The organism is Elioraea sp. Yellowstone, from assembly GCF_006704265.1.
In the GTDB taxonomy this organism is placed as follows: Bacteria; Pseudomonadota; Alphaproteobacteria; order Acetobacterales; family Acetobacteraceae; genus Elioraea.
In genome coordinates this window covers 1-21440 of record NZ_VIKA01000011.1, presented here as the reverse complement: position 1 = coordinate 21440, position 21440 = coordinate 1, and the positions used below count along the sequence as shown (strand labels likewise).

Below are 21440 nucleotides of genomic sequence, written 5' to 3'. Positions count from 1 at the left end.
GCGGTGATGGGATCGTGATGCCACGGGGCTGCCGGGTGGTCCAGCCACCGTCCACCCTGAAGCGGGTGGGGCTGATCGTGCCCGCCGCCGGCGAACGGGGCTGTACCGCCGCGGCCGCCGCCAGGAGGGCCGGGGCGGCCGCACGCGGCGGCGGGAGATGCGGGACGGCTCCCCGCCGGGACCCGGCGACCGCCATCCTCCCCTGCGCCGGCTCCGTCCGCGGCGCACGCGAACGCCACGCGCGTCGAGACGTGACATGCGGCGCGCGCTGTGGATGATCGACGCGAACCGGGAGGAGCACATGGCCGAGACGATCGCCTGGGAGGATTTCGAGCGGGTGGAGATCCGCGTCGGCACGGTCATCGACGCGCAGCCCTTCCCGGAGGCGCGCAAGCCCTCGCTCAAGCTCTGGGTCGATTTCGGCCCGGAGATCGGCACGCGCCAGACCTCGGCGCAGCTCACGGTGCACTACAAGCCCGACGCGCTGATCGGCCGCCAGGTCGCCGGCGTGGTGAACTTCCCGCCCAAGCGCATCGCCGGGTTCGAGAGCCAGTTCCTGGTGCTGGGCTTCCCCGACGAGAACGGCGGTGTGGTGCTGGTGCGCCCCGACTTCCCGGTGCCGGACGGCGGACGGCTGTTCTGAGGGGTCATACCAGCCCGCCGAAGGTTTGACCTTCGGCGGGCTGGTACGGGGTCATGTTCGCGCGCGGCCGCCCCACCAGCCCCGCGCGCGATACCCTCCGCACAAAGGTCGAGCCTTTGTGCGGAGGGTATCAGCCGCGCGCGGCGACCAGATCGGCCCTCAACGTCTCCTCGTCGAGCGTCACACCGAGGCCGGGCCCGTCCGGCACGCGCACCGCCCCCCCCTCGTAGGGGAACGGTTCGGCCGTGACGTCGCGCGCCAGCACGTAGCGCGGCATGTAGAACTCGCAGCCGAGCCGGATGTTGGGCGAGGCCGCGATCAGGTGCGCGGCGGCGGCAAGAGCGATCCCGCCCTCCCACAGCGTGCCGCCATAGGTCGGGATGCCGGCGGCGGTCGCCACCGCGTCGGCCTCGCGCGCGCGCAGGATCCCTCCCGCCTTCATCAGCTTGATCGAGACGCAGTCCGCCCAGCCCGCCTGCGCGCAGTCCAGCATCTCGCGCGCGGAGTAGACGCTCTCATCCGCCATCACCGGCGTGTCCAGCGCAGCGGCGATCAGCGCCAGCACCCGCTCCTGGCCGCGGCGGACCGGCTGCTCGATGAAGCCGAGGCCGAGGGGATCGAGATCGCGGCAGAGGCGCAGCGCCTCCTCGGGTGCCAAGCCCTGGTTGTAGTCCGCACGGATGTCGGCGGCCGGGCAGGTCTCGCGCAGCGCCGAGAGCCGGTCGAGATCGTCGGCATGGGTGAGGAAGCCGGTCTTGACCTTGAAGATGCCGATCCCCTGCCCGGCCATCGCGCGCGCCCGGTCGAGATCTGCGGCGAAATCGGGGTCGGCGATCGAGAACGAGAGCGGGATCGTCTCGCGCACCGCGCCCCCGAGCAGCGCGTGCACCGGCACGCCGAGCCGCTTCCCGGCGATGTCCCAGAGCGCCATCTCGACCGCGGCCTTCGCCTCCGGATGGCCGATCAGCGCATGGTCCATCGCCTCGACGAGCGCGGCGATGCGGGTCGCGTCCGCGCCCTCCACGACCGCGCGCAGGGGCCCGTCGATCGCGGCCGCCGTGGTGTCGGCGGTGTTGCCGAACGGGGCCCAGGGCGCGGCTTCGCCGAGCCCCTCGATGCCGTCGGCGGTCAGCAGGCGCAGGATCACCCGCCCCACGCGGCGCGCGATCGCGCCGGAACCGTGCGCCCGGCGCATCGCGATCTCGCTGTCGATCCGGAGCACCTCCATCCGTTCAACCAGGTCCGGCATGGCGCACCTCCCGCGCGGAGAACGGTCCCGGCATCAGCCAGAAGACCGCGAGCACAACCAGCACGAAGCCGAGCCGCGCATGGTCGGAGACCATGTGGCCGAAGGCCGCGCCCAGGCCGCAGGCAAGCGCGACCGCACGCGCCCATGTCGACAGTCGGGCACGGAAGAAACCGCCGAACGCGGCGCCGGCGAGCGTGAGCGCGGCGATCAGCGTCACCGTGTCCTCGACGATCGTGACGAGGCCTCCGCGCAGCAGGATTCCCTGGTCGTAGATGAAGGCGTAGCCGACCACGAAGCCAGCGAGCGCGAAGCGCAGCGCCTGCACGCCCGTCGCCATCGGGTTCGCCCCCGCGATTGCCGCCGCGGCGTAGGACGCCACTGCCACGGGCGGCGTCGCGTCCGCCAGCACCGCGAAATAGAACATGAAGAGGTGCGCGGCGAGCAGATCGACGCCATATTCCTGCAGCACCGGGCTGCCGAGGGCCGCGGTGATGATGTAGGCCGGCGTCGTCGGCACGCCCATGCCCAGGATCAGCGCGGTCAGCATCAGCAATACGCAGAGCAGGGCAAGGCTGCCGCCAGCCAATCCCTTGACGATGCCGCCGAAGGCGACGACCAAGCCGGTCACCGTCAGCGCCGAGGTGATGATTCCGGCCCCCGCCACGGCGGCGGCGAGCACGGCCATGGTCTGCGTGGCGCTTGCGAAGGCGTCGCCGATCGCGCGCGGCCCCATGCGCGTGTGCGGACGCAGCGCGGCGCAGACCATCATCAGCACGGTCGCGGCGAAGGCGGCGAAGTTGCCGGACCAGCGCGCCACCAGCAGCCACACCAGCACCGCGATCGGCACGACCAGATGCGCATCGCGCGCGACCACCCGCCAGCCGGGGATCGTTTCCGGCTCCATCGCCGCGAGGCCGAGCCGCCTCGCCTCGAAATGCACCGAGACGAAGATCGCGAAGAAGTAGAGCACCGCGCCGATCGCCGCGGCGAGGATGATGTCGCCATAGGGGATCGAGGTGATCTCGGCCATCACGAACGCGGCCGCGCCCATCACCGGCGGCATGATCGCGCCTCCGGTGCTCGCCGCCGCCTCGATCCCGCCCGCGACCGCGGCCGGGTAGCCGAGACGTTTCATCATCGGGATAGTGATCGAGCCCGTGGTCGCGACGTTCGAGACGGTCGAGCCGCTCATCGTGCCGAACAGGCCCGAGGTGATCACCGCGACCTTGGCCGGCCCGCCGGCGAAGCGTCCGGCGACGGCCGCACCGAAATTGGAGAACAGCCGTCCCGTGCCCGAGCCCTGCACGAAGGCGCCGAAGAGGATGAACATCGCGATCGTGCCGGCGACGATGCCGGTGAGCGGGCCGAAGATACCGCCGACGATCGGCACGATGTAGGCGGTCTCGATGATCATCGCGACATCGAACGGCCGCGTGTTGAGCACGCCCGGCATCCAGTGGCCGACATACATGTAGATCAGCGACACGACGACGATGCCGGCCAGGATCGGTGCGACCGCGCGGCGGATCGCCTCGAGCAGCGTCAGGATCGCGGCGAGGCCGAGCCACCACTCGACCGGCGTCAGCGGATCGATGAACTCCATCCGCGCGTTGATCTGCTGCGCATGGACGAGGAAGGAGAGGCTCGGCGCGGCCGAGAGCGCGGCCAGCACGAGATCGGGCAGGCTCGGCCGACCCTGCGGGCTGCGCCCCGGCAGCGCCGGATAGAGGAGGAAGATCAGCGGCAGGAGCGCGGTCAGATGGAAGCCGCGCAGCTGCAGCGGCTCGAGCACCGGGAAGACGTCCTGCGTCCAGCGGCCGGCGCCGAAGCCCTCGCGCGCGACCAGCTCCATCAGCCCCGCGCCGCCGAGCCAGAAATGCCCCAGCCCGACCAGCGCGGCATAGAACCAGACGATCGCACGCCACGGACCGGCAAGCTCGCGCATGCGCGGGCCGTTACGAATACGGGCGGGCCGGGAAGGATCCCGGCCCGGCGAGCAGGGCGACGAGCGTCAGGGCGTGCAGCCGGCTTCGGCGTAGGCGCGCCTTGCGCCTGGGTGGAGCGGCGCGCCGGGATACTTGCATGCCACCGCCGGGTCGAACGCGGCCATCGAGGGATGGATGTCCTTCAGCCGCGCGCGGTTGGCGATCACGGCCTTGAGCATCCGGTAGACGACGTCCTCGGGCATCGCCGTCGGCACGACCAGCACGGTGTCCATGGTGGTGACCGGCACCTCGCCGGTCTGCATCGGCGCGGGATAGGTACCGGCCGGGATCACACCCTGGCTGAATCCGTAGGTGCGCGAGAGGTGGTCGCGGATGTCCTGCGGGAAGGCGACCAGCGTGGCGGGTCGACGGCCGCGCACGATCTCGTTCACCATCGCCGCGGGGCGGGCGAGCGCCACGTACAGGTAGTCCACCTGTCCGTCCATGAAGGCGTTGGCGATGTCGGTGTAGCTGCCCTGCACCACGCGACCGCCATCCGCCCGGATCTTGTCGAAGCTCGAACCGAGATGCTTGAGGATATGGATCAGCGTCAGCGTGTCGGACGAGGTCGATTGCGGCGTGCCGATGCGCAGTCCGCGCATGGTCAGGATCGCCTTCATGTCGGCCGGCCCCTCGTCGGTGCGGCGGAGCATGTGATGCTCGGTCGGGCTCCAGCCCACGCCGATATGGCTGATCTTGTCGTGCGGCGCGCGATACGGCTCCTCGCCCTTGATCGCCGAGGAGACGAGGAAGTCGAGGCCGAAGCCGATCTGGCTGACACCGTTCTGCACCCGCGTCGGATTGCCGAGCCCACCGCCCGGCACGACGCGGATGGTCAGCCCGGGCACGTTCTCCTGCAGGATCTGCGACAGCCCCGTCGCCATGGTATACCAGCCGCCGCCGAGCGCGCCGGCCACCATCTCATAGGTCTGCGCCTGCGCCGGGCCGGCCGCCGCCAGCGCCGCCGCGGCCGCGAGAATCATCCGTCGTGTCGTCACGATCGTCTCCCTGTCGTGGCCTCACCGGAACGCGATCATGCGGCGGCCGGGCGCCCGGGGCAACCGGGGTCGCCCGGGGCTGCGCACCTCGGCTGGCATGCGCGCGTCCGATGGACGAACGGCCGCGGCGTGCGCGCGAACGGAGGAGGCAGGACGTTGCGATGCCAAACCACTCCGCGTCGTCCCCCAAGCCGGCAAAGACAGCCGCACGGAGTGCACACCCGCGTCGGGGCCGATGCAGAAGCCCGACCACCGGAGAGGCACGCCCCTGCGCGGAAACGAACGGCAGGGCGAGCGCAAGCGGCACACGCGCCAAGCCGAGAGCGACCAGCGAGCGGCGACTGACCCAGTGGGCGAGAACGACGCGAACGAGGGCAAGGCCAGCGCGGGCCGCGAGCCGGCAGGGCGGTCACGCCTGTCGGCGGCGCTGATCGCCGCCTACCGCGCGGCCTGGTACCGGGTGGAGCTGCCGGAAGGCGCCGAGACGCTCAGGATCGGCGCGCCGGCACCGCGCACCCAGGCCTGGCTGGGCGCCCGGGGCTGCGCCGGCGCGGCGTTCGTCACGGCCTGCAACCCGCGCGGGCAGCGCCAGGACGAGGCCGCGAACGCGGCGGCGATGGCGCGGCTGCGCGCGCACATCGAGGCGCAGGGCTGGCCGTTCCTGGCCGGCGCGGGCGGAGACGATGCCGGCGGGTGGGCGCCGGAACCCTCGTTCCTGGTCGCCCTCGACGGAGTGGCGCGGGCGGCCGAACTCGGCCGGATGTTCGAGCAGAACGCCGTGGTCTGGGTGCCGGCAGAGGGCCCGGCGCAGCTGGTGCTGCTCAGGTAGAGGCCGGCGCCTCGTGCGGCTGCCAGTGGCGCAGCACCACCGCGCGCGCCTTCTCGAAGGTGGTGTTCTCGCGGATCGGCATCGACGCGCCGCTCTTCGCCCAGCGCAGCGCGAAGGCGCGGAGCTCGGCATCGGCGAGCGTTTCGGCCAGGAGTTCGTTCAGCAGCGCGGTCAGTGCCTCGGGGGGCGCGTCCTCGTCCTCGCCGCCGGTCACCTGCGCCGTCACGGCACGGGCGAAGGCGATCGCGTCCAGGATCGCCTGCGCCTCCTCGGCCGAATAGTCGTGCAGGTCGCGGCAGGGCGGGGCCGGAACGACCCGCAGCTCCATCAGCGCCTCGACCTGCTCGTCGGTCGCGCTGCCCGGCTTGCCGATCCGGGGCATCTCGGGCCAGTCCTCCTCGGCCTGCGCGCCGGCGGGCGCGGGCACCGCAGCCGGCTGGCGGCGGCGGAACCAGCGCCAGGGCGTCAGCAGCCGGAGCGCCAGCGCGCCAAGCCAGCGCACCAGCCCCAGGATCGTGCCGATGATCGCGCGCATCAGGCCCATCGTGGCTGCATCACCGATCGGCGATTCGCCTGCCCTGGAAAACCGAACCGCGGCTCCGGGCGGGCCCGAACCGCGGTCTGATCGCCTCGACGGGGCGCAGGCGCGCCCCCGGACATCGGGTCAGAACCCCTCGCGCTCCAGCCGCTTGCGCTCCAGCTTGCGGGCGCGGCGCACGGCCTCGGCCTCCTCGCGCGCGCGGCGCTCGGACGGCTTCTCGTAGTGGCGGCGGAGCTTCATCTCGCGGAAGATCCCCTCCCGCTGCATCTTCTTCTTCAGCGCCTTCAGCGCCTGGTCGACGTTGTTGTCGCGAACCAGAACCTGCACGTGCAGACACCCTCCATCGTCTCTCACGCCCTCCCCGGGATCGGGGTCACCTGCGGGCGCAAAAACAGGCCCGAGACGGAGGCCGGCTCGGGAGGGGCGTGGATAGCACACGGGCGCGCGGCGCGGAAGGCCGGCCCCCGGCTTTGCCGGCGCGGCGATCCGTCCTATCTCTCGGCAAACAGCGCGGATCCCGCATGGCCATCCTCAAGATCGCCCGCATGGGCAACCCTGTTCTGCTGGCGCGCGCCAGCCCCGTCGATGATCCGGGCGCGGCCGAGATCCGGCGGCTCGTCGCCGACATGGTCGAGACGCTGCTCGATGCCGACGGCGCCGGCCTCGCCGCGCCGCAGGTGCACGTGCCGCTGCGGCTCTTCGTCTTCCGCTGCCGCCCCGAGCGGCTGACCGGCGCGCCGGACGACATCCCGACCGGCCCCGGCGTGCAGGTGCTGATCAACCCGGAGGTCGAGCCCGCCGGCGAGGAGGTGGACGTGGCCTGGGAGGGCTGCCTGTCGATCCCCGGCCTGCGCGGCGCGGTGCCGCGGCCGGCGCGCGTGCGCTACCGCGGCGTCGACCTCGAGGGGACCCCGATCGAGCGCACGGTCGCGGGGTTCCATGCGCGGGTGGTGCAGCACGAATACGACCATCTCGACGGCATCCTCTACCCGATGCGGATGGACGACTTCGCGCTGTTCGGCTTCACCGACGAGATCGCGCGCGCCGCCCAGGCAGCGGCGCAGGCGCCCAGGGCGGGCGGACGCGACGGCTGAACGAGGAGCAGCCATGGGCGGAATCGAACGGAGCGAGGAGCGCGACAGGGCCGTCGAGGCCGCCTTGCCGCACGTGCCGCTGGACGGCTGGACGCGCAAGGCGCTGCGCGCAGGGCTGGCGGATGCCGGCTTCGATCCGGCCGACCTCCCCCTGCTCTTCCCCGGCGGCCCGGTCGAGGCGATCGAGGTCTGGTGCGACCTGGCCGACCGCCGCATGGCCGAAGCGGTGGGCGGACTCGATCTCGCCGCCATGCGGGTGCGCGACCGCGTGGCGGCGGCGATCCGCATCCGACTCGAGCAGAACGCCGGGGCCCGCGAGGCCGCGGCGCGCGCGACCGCGCTGCTCGCCCTGCCGCACAACGCGCCGGCCGCGGCGCGGATCACCGCGCGCACGGTCGATGCGATCTGGCGTGCGATCGGCGACCGCTCGGCCGACTTCTCCTGGTACACGAAGCGCGCGAGCCTGGCGGCGATCTACGGCGCGACCATGCTCTACTGGCTGCGCGACGACAGCGAGGGCGCGGAGGAGACGCTGCGCTTCCTCGACCGCCGGATCGAGGCGCTGATGCTGATCCCGAAGGCGCAGCGGCGCCTGGGAGAGATCGCCGCCCGCCTGCCCGACCCGTTCGGCCTGCTCGCACGGCTGCGCCGCGCCTGAGGAACCAGCCGCTCGGGCCGGCGTTCACGCCGCAGCGAGGCCGGAACGGAGGACATGATGCGCGGCGTGCTGCTCTGGCTTCTGGGCGTACCCCTGCCGGTGATCCTGCTGCTCTACCTGCTGGGCGTGCTGTAGGTGCGATGTGGAGCTGCATCGCCATGGCGGCCGCGCCCTCGTGGCGCCCCCGGTCGGCGATGCCGCGGCGGGACGCTGCCGCGAAGGCGCCGTCTTCCCGCCACAGCTTCGGGTAGAGTGTAGCCATGTCCGATTCGCAGCGGAGACCCCCGATGACTCGCTTCGTGGCCCTGACCCTTGCGGCCCTGGCGCTTGCCGGCTGCGGCAACACCGTCGGCGACCGTGCCCTCTCCGGCGGTGCGATCGGCGCCGGTGCCGGCCTTGCGATCGGCGCGGTCACCGGCGCGACGCTGCTGGAGGGCGCGCTGATCGGCGGTGCCGTCGGCGCGGCGGCCGGCGCGCTCACCCGCAGCGACCAGGTGAACCTGGGCCGGCCCGCCTGGCGCTGAGGCCGGCCCTGCTGCTCAGGCGGCCTTGATCCGGCCGAGGAAGGCGTCGATCTCGCTCCTGAGGCCACCGGCCGAGGCGGCAACCGCCGCGGCGGCCTCCCCCACGGTCGCCGCCTGAGCCTCGGCCTCCCGCCCTGCCTGCCCGACATCGGAGACCCGCGCCGACACCAGGGCCGTGCCGGAGGCGGCCTGCTGGACGTTGCGTGCGATCTCGCGCGTCGCCGCGCCCTGCTCCTCGACCGCGGCGGCGATCGCGGCGGCGATCCGGTCGACCTCCTCGATCACCGCGCCGATCCCCTTGATCGCCACCACGGCCTGATCGGTCGCCCCCTGGATCCCCTCGATCTGCGCGCCGATCTCCTCGGTCGCCTTGGCGGTCTGGCTGGCGAGGTTCTTCACCTCGGACGCGACCACGGCGAAGCCCTTGCCCGCCTCGCCCGCGCGCGCCGCCTCGATCGTCGCGTTCAGCGCGAGCAGGTTGGTCTGCCCGGCGATGTCGTTGATCAGCCGCACCACCTCGCCGATCTTGCGCGCGCCCTCGGCCAGGCTCTGGACGGTGGCATCGGTGCTGCGCGCCTCGGTGACGGCACGGCCGGCGATTCGCGCCGCCTCGCTCACCTGGCGGGTGATCTCGGCGATCGAGGCGGCGAGCTCCTCGGCCGCGGCGGCGACCGTCTGGACGTTCGCCGAGGCCTCTTCCGCCGCACCGGCCGCCGCGGTCGAGCCCTGGGCCGAGACCTCCGCGATATGGCGCATCGCCACGACCGCCGCATCCAGCCGCGCGGCGGACTCCGAGAGCCGGGCGAGCAGGCCGGAGGCGGAGCCGTCGAAGCGGGTGACCTCCTCGGCCATGGCCGCCGCGCGCGCCTCCTTCGCCTTCGCCTCGGCGAGCCGCGCCTGCTCCATCGCCGCCCGTTCGACCAGCGCGGCGCGGAACCGCTCGGCGGTCTGCGCAAGCCGGCCGAGCTCGTCGCGCCGCTCCGCCCCCGGCACGGCGACGTCGGTGCGGCCCTCGGACAGGCTCCCGAGCGCGCCCGTCACCGCCTCCAGCGGGCGCACCACGGTGCGGCTGACGAGCAGCCAGGCAAGCAGGCCGACGACGCCGAGCCCGGCCGCGGTGCCGAGCGTGAGCCAGAGCGCGAGCCGCTCGAAGAGCCCGGCGACTTCGGCTGCGCGCGCCTCGACCTCCGCGGCAGTGGCGTCGGCGATCGCCTTCAGCGCGTCGTTGAAGGCCTTGCGGTTGCGCCGGTTCTCCTCGTTGTTGCCCTGGGCATTGGCGGCCGCCGGACTCTCCTCGGTGCCGAGCCGCGCCGTCTCGGCGCGGAACCGCACGAACTCGGCGGCCGAGGCCTTCACGGCCGCGAAGGCTGGGCGCTGATCCTCGGGGATCAGCGTCTCCCAGCGCGCCACGTCGCGTTCGATCACAGGCAGGAAGCGGCGGATGCCGTCTGCGAACTGTTTCGCCTTCGCGGTGTCGGGGGACATGTAGATGCCCCGGCTGTCCATCACCACGGCATAGACGAGGCCATTGATTCGTTCGGCGATCTGGGTGCGCTCGGCCGCGTTCTGCAGAGCCTGCACCGTACGGTCGTAGGTGGCGAGCGCCGTCAGGCTGGCGGCGAGGCCGCCCACGGCGACGAGGCCCAGGAACGCGAGCGCGAGGTAGAGGCGCGGCCCGATGCGCAGGCCGATCAGGAACGACATCGTGGCTCTCCGGAAGGTTCAACCCAGGGCTGTACCATCGCCGAAGCCACTTAACAGACCGTTGCGTTCACCGCGCCGGTCCGGCGCGCGGCGGGCCGGGCCGGGCAGTGCGGCCACAGAGATGCCGGTCAGCGGAAGAGGCGCTGGAGGAGGCCCGGCTTCTTCGGCCTCGGCCGCCCGACGAACTGGTAGCGCGCCTCGCTCGCCCGGCCGTACTCCACCTGCTGCATCCTGCCGTCGACGACCTTCTTCACCCGCACGTATTTGTGCCGGCCTTCGGAACCATCCTTCACGAAGCTGTCGATCGCGCCCCAGTAGCCGAAAACGGTGCAGTTCCGGACGCCGCGCGCATAGAGCTCATCGGCGACGAGCTGCGCGAACGGCGTGCCGACCTGCTCGCGATCCATGCTGCCGGCCGTATCGCCGAACTCGGCGCTGTGGCAGCTGTAGCACTTGATCTTGCCGGCGAAGGTCTTGCGCAGGCCGCTCTGGAGCAGCCGGTCCACGACCTCGTCGTAGTCCACCCGCTCGCCCCCGCGCCCCCCCTCGATGGACTTGTAGCCGGGCATGCCATGGCCGCGAATGTAGATCTGGCCGTCCGACAGGCCCGCGAGGAACGGGTTCTTCTTGCCAGGCTGCCACCAGACCGAAATCGCGCGGTGTCCCTTGGCCAGTTCGTGGTCGATCTGGATCTGGTTCTTGTCTATACCTCCTTTCGTCGCGCCATACTCGAACTGTGCATACACGAATTCCGGGCGGCGCGGATCGAACGGCATGAAGAACACCTTGTCGGTCATCGGTTTCATTCTCTCCCCGACTGCTATGCTTACTATGTCAAAATTTATAAAATAAATCAATCTACGATGTTTTCATACCAGCCCGCTGAAGGCTTGACCTTCGGCGGGCTGGTACGGGGTCATGTTCGCGCGCGGCCGCCCCACCAGCCCCGCGCGCGATGCGTCGCCGCCGCGTGCCAGCGCGGTGGCCGCGGCATGGTGCCGCGGTCGGCGTTCCGCTATCGTCCGCCCATGAACATGCTGGCCCGGCCGCCGGAGCGGCTCGCCGTCGAGATGGTGTTCGACGTGGTCTGCCCATGGTGCTGGATCGGGCTGCGACGGCTGACGCGCACGCTCGCGCTGCGCCCGGATCTCGCGGTCGATCTCGTCTTCCAGCCCTTCCTGCTGAACCCCGACATGCCGGCCCGCGGCATGGCGCATGCCGACTACATCCAGCGCAAGTTCGGCGGCGAAGACCGCGCGCGCCGGCTGCACGCCGCGATCGCCGAGGTGGGGCGGGCCGAGGGGCTCACCTTCCGGTTCGAGCGCATCCTGCGCACCCCGCCGACCGTGGATGCGCACCGCCTGGTGCGCTTCGCCGCGCGCGACGATCGGGCGGCGCAGGTGGTGGAGGCCCTCTTCACGGCCCACTTCGCCGAGGCGCGCGACATCGGCGACCGCGTGACCCTGGTGCAGATCGCGGTCGAGACCGGGCTCGATGCGCACGGCGCGGCGGCGTTTCTCGCCTCGGGCGAGGACACCGAGGCGGTGCTGGTGGAGAACCTGCGCTCGCACCGTCTGGGCATCAACGGCGTGCCCTGTTTCGTCGTCGCCGGCCGGCACGCGATCGCCGGAGCGCAGGAGCCCGAGGTGCTGGAGCGGCTGCTCGACGTGGCGGCGATGGAACAGGCCGGCGCACTGTAGATCCGCCGCCGGGGTTAGACCTGCGACGTCGGCATCGCCCCGTCTCGGGGCGCGGCGGTCACGTCCAAGGGACGCTCCGCCGAAGCGGCGTCATCCCGGGATCACGCGCCGACCCGATGTCGCAGCGCCTCCGCGTGGGCGGCCAGGGAGGCCCGGCCGCGTCGCGCCCCCCCTTCGCCCAGGCGAGCGCCGCTCATACCCGGAGCACAAGGGTTTGACCTTTGTGCGGAGGGTATGGCGCGCGGGGCTCAAGGGGCGGCCGCGCGCAAAACCAAGGCCTGATGCCCGGCCGGCAAAGGTCGAACCTTTGTCGGCCGGGTATCAGACCCTGACGAGCGGCTTGTACCTGATCCGGTGGGGGTCGGTGGCGTGCTCGCCGAGGCGGCGCCGCTTGTCCTCCTCGTAGGCCTGGAAGTTCCCCTCGAACCACTCGACGTGGCTGTCGCCCTCGAAGGCGAGGATGTGGGTGCAGAGCCGGTCGAGGAACCAGCGGTCGTGGCTGATCACCACCGCGCAGCCGGCGAAGTCCATCAGCGCCTCCTCCAGCGCGCGCAGCGTATCGACGTCGAGATCGTTGGTCGGCTCGTCGAGCAGGATCACGTTCGCGCCCGACTTCAGCATCTTGGCGAGATGCACCCGGTTGCGCTCGCCGCCCGAGAGGACGCCGACCCTCTTCTGCTGGTCCGGCCCCTTGAAGTTGAACGCGCCGACATACGCGCGCGAAGGCACGGCGCGCTTGCCGAGCATGATCACGTCCTCGCCGCCGGCGATCTCCTCCCAGACGGTCTTGTTCGCGTCCAGGCTGTCGCGCGACTGGTCCACATAGCCGAGCTTCACGGTCTCGCCGATGCGCAGGGTGCCGCTGTCCGGCTGCTCCTGGCCGGTGATCATGCGGAACAGCGTGGTCTTGCCGGCGCCGTTCGGGCCGATCACGCCGACGATGCCGCCCGGCGGCAGCTTGAAGGAGAGGTCGTCGATCAGCAGCCGATCGCCGTAGCCCTTGCTCAGATGCTCGGCCTCGATGACGACGCTGCCCAGCCGCGGACCCGGCGGGATGACGATCTCGGCCACCCCGGCGGCCTTCTCGTTCGCCGCAGCCAGCATCTCCTCGTAGCGCTGGATGCGCGCCTTGTTCTTCGCCTGGCGGGCGCGCGGGCTGGCCGCGATCCACTCGCGCTCGGCGGCGAGGGCGCGCATGCGTGCGGTCTCCTCCTTCTCCTCCTGCTCGAGCCGCTTGCGCTTCTGCTCCAGCCACGCGGAGTAGTTGCCCTCGTACGGATAGCCACGGCCGCGCTCGATCTCGAGGATCCAGCCGGTGACGTTGTCGAGAAAGTAGCGGTCGTGGGTGACGACCATCACCGTGCCGGGATAGGTGCGCAGCGTCGTCTCGAGCCAGGCCACGCTCTCGGCATCGAGATGGTTGGTCGGCTCGTCGAGCAGCAGCAGGTCGGGCTTCTCGAGCAGCAGCTTGCACAGCGCCACACGCCGCTTCTCGCCGCCCGAGAGGTGCGTGACCGGACTGTCCGCCGGCGGACAGCGCAGCGCATCGAGCGCGATCTCGATCTGCCGGTCGATCTCCCAGCCGTTCGCGGCGTCGATCTTCTCCTGGAGCGCGGCCTGCTCGGCGAGCAGCGCGTTCATCCGCTCGTCGTCCATCGGCTCGGCAAAGGCGTTGGAGATCTCGTTGAACCGGTCGAGCGCCGCGACAACGTCGCCCAGCGCCTCGCGCACGTTCTCGCCGACCGTCTTCGTCGGGTCGAGTTCGGGCTCCTGCGGCAGGTAGCCGACGCGCACGCCTTCGGCCGCCCAGGCCTCGCCGCCGAAATCCTTCTCGATCCCGGCCATGATCTTGAGCAGCGTCGACTTGCCGGCGCCGTTCACGCCCAGCACGCCGATCTTGGCGCCGGGCAGGAAGGACAGCGTGATGCCCTTGAAGACCTCCCGGCCGCCCGGATAGGCCTTGGTCAGGTTCTTCATCACGAACACGTACTGGTAGGCGGGCATGGGCTCGGCCTTCGGAACTTGGGTGTCGGGGGTCGGGCGGGTTCTAGCGCGGGGGCGAACGGAGGGGCAACCGCGCTGGCCGCGATCGTCCTATGCCGCCCCGTAGAGATACCGCGACTGCGAGGGCCGCCAGTCGGGGTTCTCCCACGCCAGCATCTTGCCGGGATTCAGCAGGCCCAGCGGGTCGGTCTCGCGCTTGAACGCCAGTTGCGCGTGATCGACCCTCTTCATGCCCCCCTCCTCCAGCGTGTAGGCGTGGGGGTTGAAGATCGGGCAACCGGCGGCCTCGTGCGCGGCGATGATCTCGGCAAGCCGCGCCTCGGTGGTGAAGCGCACGAGCTGCAGGCCGAAACACGCCACCTCGCCGCCGAACTTCACGAACTCCAGATGGATCGGCACCTCGTCGCCGAACGCCGCCTCCAGCTCAGCCACCTTGGCGAGATGACCGGGCGGGGGGAACAGCGTCTGCAGATAGGTCACCGACCTGTCGGTCTTCAGCGCCTGAAGCGTGGTGTGGTTCCAGGAATACTCGTAGAGCGGCACCTCGGCCTCATCGCTCGGCTGCCGGTGCATCTCCACCCCGCCATGCGGGGCGAGCAGACCGGGCAGGAACTCGAGGAACGGGGCGGCGACCATCAGCAGCACGATCGCCCGTCCCTCCGGCAGCACGGGCGCGAGCGCGCGGAAATGCCTCTGCGCGATCCCGGAAGCGAGCACGCTCACGAGCTTCTTCGCGATCCCGTCCTGGCGCGTGAACGCGTCGGCGAAGCGCGCGGCGTCCATCAGGGTGGGGAAGGCGGCGACGGCGTCCACCCACTTCCAGGCGGGCGCGAGCGGCATCTCCACCTCGGTGATCACGCCGTTCGTGCCATAGGCGTGGTTCGCCTTCTGGATGTCCGGGCCGCGCAGCTCGATCGCGCGCGGGTGCTCCTCCATCGTCAGCAGCCTGAGTCCAAGGATGTTGCCCGGCTCGCGCAGGATGCCCCAGGTGCAGGAGCCGATCCCCGACGATCCGCCGGCGATGAAGCCGCCGATCGTCGCGGTGCGGCGGGTCGAGGGATGGAAGCGGAGCTCGCCGCGCACGGCGGTACGGGCCTCGGCATCGATGTCGAGCAGCTTCGCACCGCACTGCGCGCGCACCGCGCCGGGGCGGGTCCAGAGCACGCGGTCGAGCGCCGAGAGGTCGAGCACGATGCCGCCGCGGATCGGCATCGCCTGGCCGTAGTTGCCGGTGCCCGCGCCGCGCGGCGTGACGGGGACGCGGTGCCGCACCGCGGCGGCGAGCACGCGCGCGACCTCGGCCTCGCTCCGCGGCATCACCACCGCATCGCCGCAGACCCGGTCGAGCTGACGCTTCAGCACCGGCGAGTACCAGAAGAAGTCGCGGCTCTTCTGGCGCACCAGCGCGCGGTCGGTCTCGAGGGGGATGCCGTCGAGCGCGGCGAGGAATGCGGCAAGGTCACGCACGCGTGTCCTCCTTCAGCCAGGCCTCGACATCGATCGCCGCGATCTCGGCGACAAGCCGCGCCACCGCCTGGGCGGCGCGCGCCAGCACCGCGGCGCCGAGCTCCGCGGTGGCGGCGGCGGCGTTGCCGACCGCGCCGGACGCGTTCAGGTCCTGCGCCTGCCAGCCGAACGCCACCGCGCCGCCCGCGCGCAGCACTGTGTTGCCGTCCAGGGAGGCGGTCGCATTGGCGAAGTCACGCACCCGATCGGCGCGCACGCGCTCCGGCGCCAGCGCCAGCATGAGCGCGGTCTCCATCTGCCCGGCATGGATGCCGAATCGCCGCTCGTCGGGCGGGATCAGGTCGGCGAGCGCGGTGATGCGGTCCCACATCGCAGTGGCGGCGAACAGGCGATGCACGATGCGCAGCCGGCGGCAGACGATCTCCGCCACCTGGGGCTGGCCGCCATGGCTGTTCAGCAGCAGGAGTCGCCGGATGCCGGCGCGTGCGACCGAGGCGCCGATCTCCGTCCATGCCGCGATCGCGGTCTCGGGCGCGACCGTGAGGCTGCCGGGGAAGCGCCCGTGCTCGACCGAGACGCCGATCGCCTGGGTCGGCAGCACGAGCAGCGTCACCTCGTCCGGGATCAGCGCCATCGCGCCCCGTACCACCCCCTCGTTGATCGTGGTGTCCACGGCGACGGTCAGATGCGGGCCGTGCTGCTCGGTCGCGGCGATCGGCAGCAGCGCCACCGCGCGCGACGTATCGAGCGCGGCGAACTCCGGCCAGGTCAGATCATGCCAGAACCGCGCCGGCATTCACCCCTCCGACCGCGCCGCGGCGATGCGGCCGCGCAGCTCATGCACCAGATCGACGAAGTGCGGCCCGAAACTGCCCTCGAGCGTGCGCGGGCGCGGCAGGTCGATCGCGCGCGTGGCGATGATCCGCCCGGGCCGCGCGCTCATCACATGCACCGTGTCGGCGAGATAGACCGCCTCGCGCAGGTCGTGTGTCACCAGGATGCAGGTGAAACGGCGGGCGAGCCAGAGCTCCTGCAAGACGCCCCACAGCTCCTCGCGCGTGAAGGCGTCGAGCGCGGCGAAGGGCTCGTCCAGCATCAGGAGCTCCGGCTCGTGGATCAGCGCGCGGCAGAGGCTCGCGCGCTGCTGCATCCCGCCCGAGAGCTGCCAGGGGTATTTGTCCTCGAACCCGGCGAGACCGACCGTCGCGAGCAGCGCCCGCGCCCGCTCGACATGACGCGCGCGCTCGCGCCGGAAGCTCGCCCGGTGGGGCGCGACGATCTCCAGCGGCAGCAGCACGTTGTCGAGCGTGGTGCGCCAGGGGAGCAGGGTGGGGTTCTGGAACGCCATGCCGACGATCTTCAGCGGCCCCGCCACGCGATGTCCGCCGACCGACACGCTGCCCGCACTCGCCGGGGCAAGGCCGGTCACCAGCTTCATCAGCGTCGATTTGCCGCAGCCCGAGGGTCCGACCACGGCAGCGAACTCGCCGCGGGCGATCGCGAGATCCAGCCCCTCGACCGCGAGCGTGCCCCCGCCCTCGCCGGCGTAGGTCAGGCTGACGCGCTCGAGCGCGACGAACGGCGTCTCCGCCCTCACCGCCCCGCCCCGCGCGCCGCTCCCCGGCCCATCCGGTCCATGCCGGGCAGATGCCGGCACGACGCCGTTTGCGCAAGGGGTGGATCAGGCGCCGCTGTCGTGCACGATCCGCCCGTCCACCAGCCGCACCTGACGCGGCGCCCGCGCCGCCTGCTCCTGGTCATGCGTCACCACGACCACGCTCCGTCCCTGCTCGGCCACGAGCCGCTCGAAGATGTCGAACACGATCCGCGCGTTGCGGGTGTCGAGATTGCCGGTCGGCTCGTCGGCCAGCAGCAGAGCGGGGTCATTGGCGAGCGCCCGGGCGATCGCGGCGCGCTGGCGCATGCCCCCCGAGAGCTGCTCCGGCAGCTTGTCGGCCGCCTCGGCCATGCCGAGCGAGGCCAGCAGCGCCCGCGCCCGCTCCTCGCGCTCCGCCTCGCCCCAGCGGCCGAGCCGCCGCATCGGGATCAGCAGGTTGTCGAGCGTCGTGAACTCGGGCAGCAGGAAGTGGAACTGGAAGACGAAGCCGAGCCGTGCGAGCCGCAGGCCGGCGAGCTCGTCGTCGCTCATCCCGGCCGTGTCGCGCCCCTCGATCGCAACGCGCCCGACCGTCGGCCGGTCGAGCAGGCCGAGCAGGTAGAGGAGCGAGGACTTGCCCGAGCCCGAGGGGCCGGTGACGGCGACGAACTCGCCGGCGCCGAGGGCGAAGTCGATGTCGCGCACCAGCGTCACGGGTTGGGGGCCGGGCAGCACGCGGCTCACGCCTTCGGCGCGGAGCAGGGCAGTCACGCCGCCCCCCGCACGATCTCCACCGGGTTGAGCCGCGAGGCGCGGCGGGCGGGGATGAACGCGGCGACGGAGGCGGCGGCGAGCGCGAAGCCCCCGCCGGCGAGGTAGGGCCACCATTCGCGGGCGAGCAGGAACCGGTCCCGCCCCTGGATCACCGGTCCCATCTGCTCGAACCGCACCTGGGCGAGGAGCTCGATCAGCCCGAGCCCGACCGCCCAGCCGGCGAAGGCGCCGGCGATGCCGACCATCGCGCCTTCGAGCAGGAAGATCCGCTGGATGTCGGCAGCCCGGAAGCCGAGCGACTTCAGGATCGCGATGTCGCGCGCCTTCTCGTGCACCACGGTCGAGATGATGTTGTAGATGCCGAAGGCGGCGACCAGCAGGATCGCGCCCACCACGCTGTACATGATCGCGTTCTGGATCACGAACAGGCCGAGGATGTTGCGGTTGCTCTCCTCCCAGGACTCCGTGCGGTAGCCGAACACGGTCTCCAGCCGGCGCGCGAGCGGCTCGGCCTGGCGCACATCGGCAAGGCGCATGCGGATCGCGTTGACCACGTTCGGCCGGTCGAGCAGCACCTGGGCGAGGCGCAGCAGCACATAGGCCTCGCTGTTGTCGATCGCGGTCACGCCCGTGGAGATGATGCCGACGATCCGGAAGGACTGCGCCACCCCGGCCGGCGAGACGGCGGTGACCGTGTCGCCCACCTCGGCGCCGAGCCGCTGGGCAACGCCGATGCCCACGATCATGCCGTTCGCGGTCGCGCGCAGATCCTCGAGCCGCCCCTCGGTCATGTCCTTCTCGATATTCGTCACCCGCCGTTCGCGCTCGGGTTCGATGCCGCCGATCGAGACCGAGGTGTCGCGCGGGCCGTAGCGCAGCAGTGCCGGGCCGCGCAGCATCGGTGCCACGGCGACGCCGGGGATCACCTCGACGGCGGCGATCTTCGCCCCCGCCTCCTTGATGCCGCGCACGGTGTCGCGCGGCTTCACCCCGCGCACCTCGACCGCGCCGCCGGCGAAGGCGATCGCGGCCGGCTGCACGTCGGGCAGCCGGAACTCGTCCTTCATGACGACATGCGGGGCTACGTCGATCACCTGCCGCACGAAATAGGTCTGGAAGCCGCGCATCAGCGCGGTGATGCCGATGAAGAAGCCGACACCGAGCGCAACCCCAAGCACCGAGACCAGCGTCTGCCGCTTGCGTCGCCCGAGATGGCCGAGCGCGATGTCGAGCGCGAGCGGCATCTCAGTGCGCCAATGCGTTGGCGGGCAGGCGCACGCGCATGTCGTCGGCAAGCGTGGCGGGCGGATCGGTCACCACGCGCATCCCCGGCGCGAGCCCGGACAGCGCCTCCACCTTCAGCGGCCCCTGCACGCCGAGCCTGACCGGCACGCGCCGCACGACATCGCCCTCGACCACGAAGACCGCGCCGTCGCGCACGCTCGCCGCCGGAGCGAGCACCGCCTGCGGCTCCTCGCGCACGATGATGTTCGCCTCCACCGTCATGCCGACCAGCAGCGGCGTGTCGTCCGGCAGGGCGATGCGCACGCGATAGACCTTCAGCCGCGGATCGCCCTTGGGTGTGATCTCGGCAAGCCGCCCCTCGAGCACGCGGCCCGGGAGCGCGTCGGCCTTCAGCAGCACGCGCTGGCCGGGCTCGACGCGCAGGATGTCCTCCTCGTCAACCTCGGCGGTGACGCGCAGCGGGCGCCGTTCGCCAACCACGAACACGGTGTTGCCGGTGTCGACCACCTCGCCGATCTCGCCATCGCGGCGCAGCACCAGGCCCTCCATCGGCGCGCGCATCACGAAGTCGTCCAGCCGCTGCCGCGCCGCCGCAACGACCGCCGCCGCCGCGCGCGCCTCGCTCTCGGCCCGGTCGAGGGCCGCCTGGGCGACGATCTCGCGCGCGGCCAGGGCGCGCAGCCGCCCCGCCTCCTCGCGCAGGAAGCTCGCCCGCGCCTCGGCCTCGGCGAGCTGGGCGCGCGCGACCGAATCGTCCAGCCGCGCCAGCACCTGCCCGGCCCGCACGCGCTCGCCCTCCTCGGCCTCGAGCGCGATCAGCCGCCCCTTCACCAGCGGCCCGATGCGCGCCCAGAGCACCGGCTCGACCGTGCCGGTGGCATAGACCGCATCCACCGCCGGACCGAGCGTGACCACGTCCGCCCGCACCAGCGGCGGCCGCGCGAGCCACCACCACGCGGCGGCTCCGACGCCGCCGAACAGGGCGAGCATGACGAGAAGGCGGAAGAGGCGGCGCACGGCGGCTCTCTAGCACGTCACGGCAAGGGCGGGGCTTGCCCCAGGTCAACCGATCCGGGCGGCGGCCAACGCCAGCGCAGCGGCGACCAGGAAGGCCGCCAGCACCGCAAACGCGATCTTGCCCACGCTCCAGGGCCGTTCGCCATGCGCCTGGCCGGTCTGGCCGTTGACGACGAAGCGGAAGGTCCGCCCGCGGTAGCGATAGGCGGCGACCCAGACCGGCAGCAGCACGTGCTTGAAGCTCGCCCCGCGCCAGGTGGTGCGTGAGGCGGTGATGCGCTGCGCGTCGCCGCCGATGTCGTGGCGGATGTCGGACTCGATCACGCCGCGCATGATCGCCTGCGCGGCGGCGAATCCGTCCGCGAGCGGCACGTCATAGAGGGCGGAGCGGAACCCGGCGAGCCAGTCCGGCGCGTAAGCGCGGACCGACTGCGTGTTCCACGCGCCGGCGCGGCCGAGATCCTGGAGCGGCAGGGCGCGGGCCGCCGGCACCAGCACGTCGTCGAAGTGCCGCGCCACCCGGCCGGCAACAGGCGTCCAGCGCAGCTCGGTCACTGGCTGCATCCGCGTCACGAGCCTGCCCTGCACCTGGCGCGTCACCGGGACGTGGCGCACCACGCGGAGGCCGCGGGCGCCCTGGTACTCGGTCGTGGTGTCGCAGTCATAGGTCCAGAACGGCAGGTAGAGCCCCTCGATCCGCGCCTCGGCCTCCGCCCTGCGCGACAGGTCCGAGGGCGCGAACCAGAGCCCGGCGAGCCACTGCCGCAGCGCGTCCTGGGCCTTGTCGCGCGGGATCGCGAACGGCACCACGCCGTCGGGACGGATGCGGCGCGTGCGCGCGGGATCGGCGACGATCGCGCTGCCGCAGAACGGGCAGTGCCCGGCCCCCTGCCCTTCCGCCGCGTCGAAGCTCGCCGCGCAGGTCTGGCATTTGAGGATGCGCCGGTCCTCGGTGAGGTGCTCGTCGGCGGCCTTGGCCAGCGCGGCGGCGAGGTCGCGCTCGACCACCACCTGCCACGGCGAGCCGGTGATCGGCTGTTCGTGGCCACAATAGGCGCAGCGCACCATCCGCGTGCCCGGCGCATAGGTGAGCTCCGCCCCGCACTGCGAGCAGGGGATGCGGTCGAGCCGCTCCTCCGCCGCGTCCGGCGCGGGATCAGGCTCCGGGGAGCGGCGGCGGGACGGGGACCAGGGCAAAGGCGAGCTCCGGCACCTCGCCGGCAGGCTTCCAGTCGGCCATGCCCTCGCGCCAGACGAGGGTGTCGGGCCTCAGGTGTCCGGCGCGGGCCTCGCCGGGCAGCGCGCTCTCGGCGAGCGGCCCGTGCGCGGTGCCGCCGAAGGCCAGGAACCACTGCCGCTGCGGCACCGGCGGCGGCGCGGCGGCGGGCGGCGGCGGCGGGGCGGGGGAAGC

22 protein-coding genes are annotated in these 21440 nt (G+C 72.1%); 6 read left to right on the top strand and 16 right to left on the bottom strand.

Going from position 1 to position 21440, the window contains the following annotated elements:
* Positions 1-301 precede the first annotated feature (301 nt).
* Complete coding sequence (locus FK498_RS03380; protein ID WP_141851571.1) at positions 302-643, top strand: tRNA-binding protein; 342 nt, start codon at positions 302-304, stop codon at positions 641-643.
* Between the two features lie 130 nt (positions 644-773).
* Here FK498_RS03380 and FK498_RS03375 read toward each other — a convergent pair whose 3' ends face one another.
* The 3 genes from FK498_RS03375 to FK498_RS03365 all read right to left on the bottom strand — a co-directional run bounded on the left by FK498_RS03375 (position 774) and on the right by FK498_RS03365 (position 4875).
* The gene (locus FK498_RS03375) at positions 774-1892 is read right to left on the bottom strand and encodes an enolase C-terminal domain-like protein (RefSeq protein WP_141851526.1); all 1119 of its coding nucleotides are present in this window, start codon (positions 1890-1892) and stop codon (positions 774-776) included.
* On the bottom strand, positions 1876-3837 hold the full coding sequence (locus FK498_RS03370; protein WP_141851524.1) for a TRAP transporter fused permease subunit: 1962 nt from the start codon (positions 3835-3837) through the stop codon (positions 1876-1878). Before FK498_RS03370 ends, FK498_RS03375 begins: the two co-directional genes overlap by 17 nt.
* Before the next feature lie 66 nt (positions 3838-3903).
* Positions 3904-4875 (bottom strand): TAXI family TRAP transporter solute-binding subunit, encoded by a 972-nt coding sequence (locus tag FK498_RS03365; RefSeq protein ID WP_141851522.1) that lies wholly within the window; start codon positions 4873-4875, stop codon positions 3904-3906.
* 349 nt (positions 4876-5224) lie between these two features.
* Between FK498_RS03365 and FK498_RS03360 the strand changes: the two genes are divergently transcribed.
* Complete coding sequence (locus FK498_RS03360; RefSeq protein ID WP_161988296.1) at positions 5225-5704, top strand: DUF3293 domain-containing protein; 480 nt, start codon at positions 5225-5227, stop codon at positions 5702-5704.
* Here the strand turns inward: FK498_RS03360 and FK498_RS03355 are convergent.
* Both FK498_RS03355 and rpsU read right to left on the bottom strand, forming a co-directional pair.
* Positions 5697-6239 carry a hypothetical protein gene (locus FK498_RS03355; RefSeq protein ID WP_141851518.1) on the bottom strand — a complete coding sequence of 181 codons (543 nt, stop codon included), beginning with the start codon at positions 6237-6239 and terminating at the stop codon, positions 5697-5699. The two genes, FK498_RS03360 and FK498_RS03355, sit on opposite strands and share 8 nt — an antisense overlap.
* Before the next feature lie 129 nt (positions 6240-6368).
* Positions 6369-6572, bottom strand: coding sequence for a 30S ribosomal protein S21 (gene rpsU / locus FK498_RS03350; RefSeq protein WP_019014777.1), 204 nt, complete (start codon positions 6570-6572; stop codon positions 6369-6371).
* 194 nt (positions 6573-6766) lie between these two features.
* Here rpsU and def point away from each other — a divergent pair, with 194 nt between their 5' ends.
* The 3 genes from def to FK498_RS03335 all read left to right on the top strand — a co-directional run bounded on the left by def (position 6767) and on the right by FK498_RS03335 (position 8521).
* A complete protein-coding gene (gene def / locus FK498_RS03345) occupies positions 6767-7339 on the top strand; it encodes a peptide deformylase (protein WP_141851516.1) in 573 nt (190 codons plus the stop codon).
* 13 nt (positions 7340-7352) lie between these two features.
* Positions 7353-7997: a COQ9 family protein gene (locus FK498_RS03340; RefSeq protein WP_141851514.1), complete on the top strand. Its 645-nt coding sequence runs from the start codon at positions 7353-7355 to the stop codon at positions 7995-7997.
* Between the two features lie 287 nt (positions 7998-8284).
* A complete protein-coding gene (locus tag FK498_RS03335) occupies positions 8285-8521 on the top strand; it encodes a YMGG-like glycine zipper-containing protein (protein WP_141851512.1) in 237 nt (78 codons plus the stop codon).
* A gap of 15 nt (positions 8522-8536) precedes the next feature.
* On the opposite strand, the gene FK498_RS03330 is transcribed toward FK498_RS03335, so the two are convergent.
* Positions 8537-10225 carry a methyl-accepting chemotaxis protein gene (locus FK498_RS03330; RefSeq protein WP_141851510.1) on the bottom strand — a complete coding sequence of 563 codons (1689 nt, stop codon included), beginning with the start codon at positions 10223-10225 and terminating at the stop codon, positions 8537-8539.
* 128 nt (positions 10226-10353) lie between these two features.
* A complete protein-coding gene (locus FK498_RS03325) occupies positions 10354-11022 on the bottom strand; it encodes a hypothetical protein (protein ID WP_141851508.1) in 669 nt (222 codons plus the stop codon).
* Positions 11023-11253: 231 nt separating this feature from the next.
* Between FK498_RS03325 and FK498_RS03320 the strand changes: the two genes are divergently transcribed.
* Positions 11254-11925, top strand: coding sequence for a DsbA family oxidoreductase (locus tag FK498_RS03320; RefSeq protein WP_370510867.1), 672 nt, complete (start codon positions 11254-11256; stop codon positions 11923-11925).
* A 321-nt stretch (positions 11926-12246) separates the two neighbouring features.
* Here the strand turns inward: FK498_RS03320 and ettA are convergent, their stop codons facing one another.
* The 9 genes from ettA to FK498_RS03275 form a co-directional block, all read right to left on the bottom strand.
* A complete protein-coding gene (gene ettA / locus FK498_RS03315; RefSeq protein WP_141851506.1) occupies positions 12247-13929 on the bottom strand; it encodes an energy-dependent translational throttle protein EttA in 1683 nt (560 codons plus the stop codon).
* A gap of 90 nt (positions 13930-14019) precedes the next feature.
* Positions 14020-15396: an FAD-binding oxidoreductase gene (locus tag FK498_RS03310; RefSeq protein ID WP_141851504.1), complete on the bottom strand. Its 1377-nt coding sequence runs from the start codon at positions 15394-15396 to the stop codon at positions 14020-14022.
* Positions 15389-16192 (bottom strand): creatininase family protein, encoded by an 804-nt coding sequence (locus FK498_RS03305; RefSeq protein WP_141851502.1) that lies wholly within the window; start codon positions 16190-16192, stop codon positions 15389-15391. Before FK498_RS03305 ends, FK498_RS03310 begins: the two co-directional genes overlap by 8 nt.
* On the bottom strand, positions 16193-16993 hold the full coding sequence (locus tag FK498_RS03300) for an ABC transporter ATP-binding protein (RefSeq protein WP_141851500.1): 801 nt from the start codon (positions 16991-16993) through the stop codon (positions 16193-16195). It abuts the gene before it with no gap.
* Between the two features lie 84 nt (positions 16994-17077).
* Positions 17078-17764 (bottom strand): ABC transporter ATP-binding protein, encoded by a 687-nt coding sequence (locus FK498_RS03295; protein ID WP_141851498.1) that lies wholly within the window; start codon positions 17762-17764, stop codon positions 17078-17080.
* Positions 17761-19011 carry an ABC transporter permease gene (locus FK498_RS03290; protein WP_141851496.1) on the bottom strand — a complete coding sequence of 417 codons (1251 nt, stop codon included), beginning with the start codon at positions 19009-19011 and terminating at the stop codon, positions 17761-17763. The genes FK498_RS03295 and FK498_RS03290 overlap by 4 nt, the downstream gene beginning before the upstream one ends.
* Before the next feature lies 1 nt (position 19012).
* Positions 19013-20029: an efflux RND transporter periplasmic adaptor subunit gene (locus FK498_RS03285; protein ID WP_141851494.1), complete on the bottom strand. Its 1017-nt coding sequence runs from the start codon at positions 20027-20029 to the stop codon at positions 19013-19015.
* 45 nt (positions 20030-20074) lie between these two features.
* The gene (locus tag FK498_RS03280; RefSeq protein WP_161988295.1) at positions 20075-21226 is read right to left on the bottom strand and encodes a zinc finger domain-containing protein; all 1152 of its coding nucleotides are present in this window, start codon (positions 21224-21226) and stop codon (positions 20075-20077) included.
* The coding region (locus FK498_RS03275; protein ID WP_141851490.1) for a DUF4339 domain-containing protein at positions 21186-21440 on the bottom strand (255 nt) is incomplete at its 5' end. The genes FK498_RS03280 and FK498_RS03275, both read right to left, overlap by 41 nt.

Coding starts and splice junctions, on each gene's coding strand:
- FK498_RS03380 (WP_141851571.1), top strand. CDS start 302: ATGGCCGAGACGATCGCCTGGGAGGATTTCGAGCGGGTGGAGATCCGC.
- FK498_RS03375 (WP_141851526.1), bottom strand. CDS start 1,892: ATGCCGGACCTGGTTGAACGGATGGAGGTGCTCCGGATCGACAGCGAG.
- FK498_RS03370 (WP_141851524.1), bottom strand. CDS start 3,837: ATGCGCGAGCTTGCCGGTCCGTGGCGTGCGATCGTCTGGTTCTATGCC.
- FK498_RS03355 (WP_141851518.1), bottom strand. CDS start 6,239: ATGCGCGCGATCATCGGCACGATCCTGGGGCTGGTGCGCTGGCTTGGC.
- def (WP_141851516.1), top strand. CDS start 6,767: ATGGCCATCCTCAAGATCGCCCGCATGGGCAACCCTGTTCTGCTGGCG.
- FK498_RS03340 (WP_141851514.1), top strand. CDS start 7,353: ATGGGCGGAATCGAACGGAGCGAGGAGCGCGACAGGGCCGTCGAGGCC.
- FK498_RS03335 (WP_141851512.1), top strand. CDS start 8,285: ATGACTCGCTTCGTGGCCCTGACCCTTGCGGCCCTGGCGCTTGCCGGC.
- FK498_RS03330 (WP_141851510.1), bottom strand. CDS start 10,225: ATGTCGTTCCTGATCGGCCTGCGCATCGGGCCGCGCCTCTACCTCGCG.
- FK498_RS03325 (WP_141851508.1), bottom strand. CDS start 11,022: ATGACCGACAAGGTGTTCTTCATGCCGTTCGATCCGCGCCGCCCGGAA.
- FK498_RS03320 (WP_370510867.1), top strand. CDS start 11,254: ATGAACATGCTGGCCCGGCCGCCGGAGCGGCTCGCCGTCGAGATGGTG.
- ettA (WP_141851506.1), bottom strand. CDS start 13,929: ATGCCCGCCTACCAGTACGTGTTCGTGATGAAGAACCTGACCAAGGCC.
- FK498_RS03305 (WP_141851502.1), bottom strand. CDS start 16,192: ATGCCGGCGCGGTTCTGGCATGATCTGACCTGGCCGGAGTTCGCCGCG.
- FK498_RS03290 (WP_141851496.1), bottom strand. CDS start 19,011: ATGCCGCTCGCGCTCGACATCGCGCTCGGCCATCTCGGGCGACGCAAG.